6 protein-coding genes are annotated in these 6565 nt (G+C 39.3%); 5 read left to right on the top strand and 1 reads right to left on the bottom strand.

What is annotated here, in order from left to right:
- Positions 1–125 precede the first annotated feature (125 nt).
- Positions 126–1154 (bottom strand): 3-deoxy-7-phosphoheptulonate synthase, encoded by a 1029-nt coding sequence (locus AC973_RS06760; protein WP_048729001.1) that lies wholly within the window; start codon positions 1152–1154, stop codon positions 126–128.
- 431 nt (positions 1155–1585) lie between these two features.
- Here AC973_RS06760 and AC973_RS06755 point away from each other — a divergent pair, with 431 nt between their 5' ends.
- From AC973_RS06755 to AC973_RS06735, 5 genes are all read left to right on the top strand, one after another.
- Positions 1586–1924 carry a hypothetical protein gene (locus AC973_RS06755; RefSeq protein WP_048728999.1) on the top strand — a complete coding sequence of 113 codons (339 nt, stop codon included), beginning with the start codon at positions 1586–1588 and terminating at the stop codon, positions 1922–1924.
- Positions 1925–2111: 187 nt separating this feature from the next.
- Positions 2112–3497 carry a L,D-transpeptidase family protein gene (locus AC973_RS06750; RefSeq protein WP_048728997.1) on the top strand — a complete coding sequence of 462 codons (1386 nt, stop codon included), beginning with the start codon at positions 2112–2114 and terminating at the stop codon, positions 3495–3497.
- A 227-nt stretch (positions 3498–3724) separates the two neighbouring features.
- Entirely contained in the window at positions 3725–4471 is a 747-nt protein-coding gene (locus AC973_RS06745) for a methionine ABC transporter ATP-binding protein (RefSeq protein ID WP_048728995.1), read from the top strand.
- A complete protein-coding gene (locus AC973_RS06740; protein ID WP_048728993.1) occupies positions 4464–5147 on the top strand; it encodes a methionine ABC transporter permease in 684 nt (227 codons plus the stop codon). Before AC973_RS06745 ends, AC973_RS06740 begins: the two co-directional genes overlap by 8 nt.
- Positions 5148–5258: 111 nt before the next feature.
- Positions 5259–6110: a MetQ/NlpA family ABC transporter substrate-binding protein gene (locus AC973_RS06735; RefSeq protein ID WP_016897782.1), complete on the top strand. Its 852-nt coding sequence runs from the start codon at positions 5259–5261 to the stop codon at positions 6108–6110.
- Positions 6111–6565: the final 455 nt, after the last annotated feature.

The raw sequence follows: 6565 nt of genomic DNA, 5'->3' as shown, positions 1-6565 counted from the left end.
AACTAAAAAACGTATTCGTGTGCTTTAAAATTATTTACCAACACTATTTGTAAAAGAACCTAAAAAAACGAGCTACTTGAATTAAAAAATTCATGAACTCGTTTTTTGTTTGTTATTTTATGATTTTAAACATTTTCTGCAATGTAACGTACTAATTCTTCTGATTTTTCCCAGCCTAAGCATGGGTCAGTGATTGATTGACCAAATACGTCGCCACCTGGCTCTTGACGGCCATCTTGTAAGTATGATTCGATCATGAAACCGCGAACGTAAGCTTTAATGTCTTCGTTCCATTGACGGTTTTGTAAGACTTCTTGTACGATTCGGATTTGATCCAAATAGTTTTTACCTGAATTATCATGGTTTGTATCGATCACAACAAATGGGTTACGGTAGTCTTCTTTTTTATAGTTGTTGATGGTTTTGATTAGGTCTTCGTAGTGGTAGTTTGGCACTACTTCTTTGTTTTCAAGGGTACCACCACGTAGGATAACGTGGGCATAAGGGTTACCACTTGTTAATACTTCTTGACCTGAATACATTAACTCTTGTGGTTTTTGCGCCGCATGTAGGGCGTTAAAGGTCACAGTGAGGTTACCTGATGTCGGGTTTTTTAAACCAACAGGGCAGTCTAAACCAGAAGCAACGAAACGGTGTTGTTGGTTTTCAACAGAACGGGCACCTACAGCGTGATAAGATACTAAGTCTTCTACAAATTGTAAGTTATCTGGGTATAACATTTCGTCTGCAGTTGTCATGCCTGTTTCAGTGATGACACGACGGTGCATGTTACGAACAGCTTTCATACCGCGGATTAAGCTTGTTTCACCAGTTGGATCTTGTTGGTGTAACATGCCTTTATAACCGTCACCATTTGTACGTGGTTTGTTGGTATAAACACGTTGTACAATAAAGACTTTATCTTTCACTTCTTCTTGTAATTTGGCTAAACGGTGTGCATATTCAACTACTGCTTCCTCGTTATCAGCGGAACATGGTCCGATAATTAATAAGAAACGGTCGTCCTCACCAGACATAATTGCACGTAATTCTTTATCGCGCGCTTCTTTAATTGCATTCTCTTCATCAGTTAACTTTGCATGTGACTTGATCACATCAAAATCAACAGTTTCACTTATTGGTTTAAAGCTCATCATTTACCCTCCTGTAATCATAGCTCTAAGTATATTCTAACAAATTTGTAACCAAATAGCATTGTTTATCAACATTTCTTGTGAATTCTGCAGTCATCCCTTTAGTAAAATAATTGAAAACGCATTCCTAATCTACTATTATCATGACATACGACATTTTGAACGGGGGACAAGAGACTATGACAACAAAAATATACTTAATGCGCCATGGCCAAACGCTATTCAATGTCTTAAATAAGATACTAGGTGTGTCAAAGAAATTTTTTAATTGACGTTAGTGTAAGAAATGCGGGTGTTTTCTAGGCAATCATTTAAAAGATAGGTTCGAAGTAAATTGGACTTTCTTTCTATTAAAGTTATATAATGCAGTCAATCGCACAAGACCCAGTGTTAAAAGTGTGTAAAGTAGGGCAAGGTTAGGGAGGAAAACGATGAACAAACATGATGTAAACCGTAAAGGGACTAAGGACGACCATTCGTTTCGAAATGTCTATAAAATTGAAATCAGTGGCTTACAAGGGAACAACTACGATGAATTAGACGACAATAATTTAAAGGTCAGTGTCAAAAGTATCCTATTGAAGGTTGTGATATTCCTACTTGTGGGTGTCATTACTTTCTTTATTTTTAAAGAAGATATGTGGTCTACAGATACCAAGGCGGCTTCCTTGGCTAGCATCTACTTTATTGTGACAGCGCTGGTTGTGGGCTATTTGGGCACAGTCTTAGTAGACCTATTATTCGGTCGTAAAAAGAAAAGTAAGAAATAAGCTGACTGGGTGATTGACTAGTTTTTTTATAGTCAAAGGGGTGGCTATTTGACCAATGTGGTGCTTGTCAATCGGGGATTTTTTTTAAAAATACGATAAATTGAATAAATATTACAGAAATATTACAAGAAATAAGGTATAATAGGTAAAAGCTTTAATAGAGTCAATTGGGAAGGGAGATAATTGAATGAAGAAAGTTTCGATGTGGGTATTGGGGGCAGTCTTAGCATTATTAATAGTAGGCTACGGTGTAGGTGTGTATTATTATCAATCACATTTCTTACCGGCGACGACTGTTTCTAATGTAAATGTCAGTGGGATGACAAAGTCTGACGCGGAAGCTGCAGTGGCCAAGGCCAACAATGAACGTACCATGAAAATTACTGACCAAGGTCAAGAAGTAGTTACCATGAATTTACAAGAAGCTGGCTTTCAAGCAGCAGAAAATAAAGCTTTTGATGACATTCTAAATCAACAATCAACCTTCACATGGCCAGTTGAATTTGTCAGCAATGCTTTAAAATCTGTGGATGCCAACGAAAGTAATGAGTGGACGGTTGACCGTGAGGCATTCAAGTTTTACTTTGACCAGTTAGACATTGATCAAGAAGGCGCAACACCATCAACAAGTGCACAAGTAGTCATTAATGATGAAACAAAGGCGGTAGAAGTGGTGCCTGAAACACAGGGTAACCAAGTTACGTCAGATTCATTGGCGGATGCCGTTTTGGCAAGTGTAAAAGCAGGAACAAGTGAGCTAGATTTAGCGGATGCTTACGTGAAACCAGAAGTGACTAGCGATTCAGAGGCTATTCAAATGGCTAAATCTGAATTGGAGGGTATCTTATCAGCAAGTATCGGCCTACAAATTGAAGATGAAGTTGTGAATATTCCAAGCGAAACGCTAGCGGCATGGGTAAGTACGGATGATAAAGGAAAAGTCCAAGTGGATAAAGAGGCGATCGACCAATACTTATACGAGTGGAATGTGGAAAATGCTGGGTTGAACCAAGACCACCAATTCCAATCTACTGAATCAGGTGAAGTGACGATTACACCAGGTATTTACGGTTGGTACATCGAGCGCGAAATGACTACGCAATTGGTTGCGGAAGCAGTCCTTGCGGGTGAAGATACAGTGATTCAACCAAATATTTGGGGTGGCGGTTATAACCAAGATGACTTCTTCGGCACTTCTTATATTGAAGTGGACTTAAGCAAGCAAAAGATGTTCGTTTATATTGATGGCGAACAAAAGATTGCTACTGATATCGTGAGCGGAAATACAGGTACTGACACAGTTCCAGGTGCCTATGAGATTTGGAATATGGAAAATCCATCAGTATTGAAAGGGTATAACCCAAGAACAGAAAAAGATTATGCGGTACCCGTAGACTACTGGATGGCCTTTGACTTTACGGGCCAAGGAATCCATGACGCCAACTGGCAATCAAGCTTTGGTGGCGACGCCTACCAACAAAATGGGTCTTTAGGTTGTATTAATACACCACCACAAACAATGGCTAAAGTATATGAATTAGCTTATGTAGGATTACCAGTAATTGTGTTCTAAAACCTTTTTTGGAAAAAGGTAACCTTTCTTAGACTAGGATAAATGAATTGAAAACTAGCATATGCATTTTTAGTGGTCGAGGACTTAGTTTCTCGGCCTTTTTTGCTATCTGTAGGGATAGTTATATAACAGAATGTCCGTGAGATTGTAACAGTTAAATGTGCTAGACATCAATATAAAATGCTGTTAATATGGTACACATGATATAGAAGAAGGTGACGAGATACATGATAGAATTTAAGCAAGTGGCCAAAGAATTTATCAATGGTAGTAACCGCATACAAGCGTTAAACCAAGTAAGCTTAAATATTCAATATCGAGAAATATTTGGCTTAGTTGGTGAAAGTGGGGCTGGTAAATCGACTTTGTTGCGGTTTATCAATGCCCTAGAAAAGCCCAGCTCTGGACAAGTTCTAGTAGACGATGACCTAGTCAATGACTTATCTGGGAAAGACTTGCGGGCATTTCGAAAAGACATCAGTATGGTCTTTCAACAATTCAACCTATTAAACAATAAAACAGTAGCCGAAAATGTTGCCTTACCCTTAAGTTTGCACAAGTACGATGATCCTTTAACCGTGGATGAGGTCTTGGCTTTTGTGGGTTTAGCAGATAAAAAAGACCACTACCCAAGTCAATTATCAGGTGGTCAAAAACAACGAGTGGGGATTGCCCGATCCTTAATTACCCGCCCTAAAATCTTGTTGGCCGATGAACCGACATCAGCCTTGGATACCCGAACTACTGGCGAGATTGTGAAAGTATTAAAAGCTGCCCATAAAGCCTATCCTATGACCATGATTGTGGTGACCCACGAACTTGAAGTCATTAAGGCATTATGCCAACGGGCTGCCATTTTAGAAAATGGACAAGTCAGTCAAGTGGTAACAGTCAAGCCAGGTATCCAGGCTGTTTCAGACGGAAACCAGTCTTACGCTGACCATGTATTGGAGGTGCTTGAAGGTAATGAATAACCTACAAGAATATGGTCAACGGTTGATCGAATTTCTACCCGATATCATTGAAAGTCTTGGTGAAACAGGGATTATGATGAGCTTTGCTATGGTGGCAGCAATTATTTTAGGCCTACCTTTGGGAACGATTTTATTCTTAACCGATGAGGACAATCCAAGAGAAAATAAGCTGGTCTATCAGGTCTTATCCTTTATCATCAACATTATCCGGTCATTCCCATTCTTACTATTGGTTGTCTCTATGCAACCTCTGATTCGAGCGACTTACGGCCGAGCGACAGGGGACCCAGTGGCGGCATCCTTTCCAATGATGGTGATTGCCATCGCACTATATGCCCGCTTTGTTGAACAGTCTTTACTGGACGTTGACCGCGGTGTTCTTGAAACGGCCGAGGCTTTAGGGGCCAACACTTGGCAATTGGTGACCAAGTTCCTCTTCGTTGAAGCCAAATCGTCCTTAATTATTGGCTATACGACGGCATTTGTGTCCTTCATTTCCTATTCGACCATTATGGGGGTTGTCGGCGGAGGGGGTATTGGTGACTTCGCCATTCGCTATGGCTACCAGCGCTATGAAACCGACATGATGTACACGGCTATCGTTTTGATTATTGTGATCGTACAAGTTTGTCAGTGGTTAGGACTTAAACTAGCTAAGAAAGTCGACCACCGTTAAGTTAGTGGTTGTTGAGGCACAACTCATTGGAAAATAGCTTTATTTTCCTTAAGTTGGCGCCAGCTTAAAATACGGTAATCTTTTTACAAAAAAAATTTGGAGGTAAGATGTATGAAGAAAGGTTTATTGTTTACAGGGGTATTATCAGCAGGTTTGTTGCTTGCGGCATGTGGGAACGGGAGTGAAAGCGCTGAGTCAACGGCGACTGAATCAGCAGCTTCAAGTGAAGATACAGTAATCAAAGTGGCGTCTCATACGACACCAATGACTGATATCGTGGAATTGGCTGCTGAAGTGGTGGAAGAACCCTACACAATTGAATTGGTAGAAGTGTCCGATAATATTCAATACAACGAAGCGGTTTTAAATGATGAAGCAGATGCCTCATTTGCCCAACATGAGCCGTTCATGGAAGTTTTCAATGAAGAACGTAACGGTGACTTAGTAGCTATTCAACCGATTTACAATGCTGTCGTTGGTTTCTATGCACCAGAATATGAAAGTATTGAGGATATTGAAGATGGCGCAGAAGTGGCTATTCCAAGTGATATGACCAATGAAGCGCGTGCTTTACATATTTTAGACGCTCAAGGTTTGATTGACGTACCGGATGAAACTTTTGTAACAGTTGATGATATTACGGAAAATGACAAAAACCTAAACTTTACCCATGTCGACTTGTTGAATTTAAATGCTTCGTATCAAGATGGTGTGGACTTAGTCTTTAACTATCCAACTTATATTTCAGAAATTGGTTTAACACCAGAAGAGGCGTTATTCCTGGAAGAAGATGATTCTAACCGTTTCGCCTTACAAATCGTAACTCGTGAAGGCAATGCAGATTCAGAAAAAATACAAGCATTGAAAGCAGCCTTTACCTCACAAGAAGTCTATGACTATTTAGAAGAACTAGCTGCAAGTGGTCACTTAGAACCAGTCTTCGAAAATCCATCAGAACAATAATTTGAACCAGTAATTAAGTAAGATTTCGGCTTATACTTTATCTATCATCGCCTTAAAAAGCAGTGGGCATGCTAGGTAAGCTCCGTCTGAAACTCTTTCTAGTAGAGATTAATAGGCTAACTTAATAAGTAAAAGCTATTAATGTCACGTTACATATTATTGTTCAAGGCATTCTTCAATTATGAGAAACAAATATTTTGTAATATAGGCGTGATCATCAATTGGTCATGTCTTTTTTTAGGTCATTTTTGATAGGTGCTTACTATTGATCGCTTATTCAGGTCAAATGATAACCGGAAAAGTTTTCAAGTTTTTTGTCAAAAGTCTGACAAATACTGATATTAGGGTGTTTTTTAATGAATAAGATGTGCTTAAAAGGTACATGGAATACAATTATTGTATTTTGTGTACCCTTTTTTGATCGCTATTTTTGCCACTTCTATATCAGTGATGAT

The sequence above is a fragment of the Carnobacterium sp. 1290_CSPC genome, from assembly GCF_001053265.1.
GTDB lineage: Bacteria > Bacillota > Bacilli > Lactobacillales > Aerococcaceae > Aerococcus > Aerococcus urinaeequi.
The sequence above is the reverse complement of the archived record's forward strand: the minus strand, read 5'-3'. Positions and strand labels throughout refer to the sequence as shown.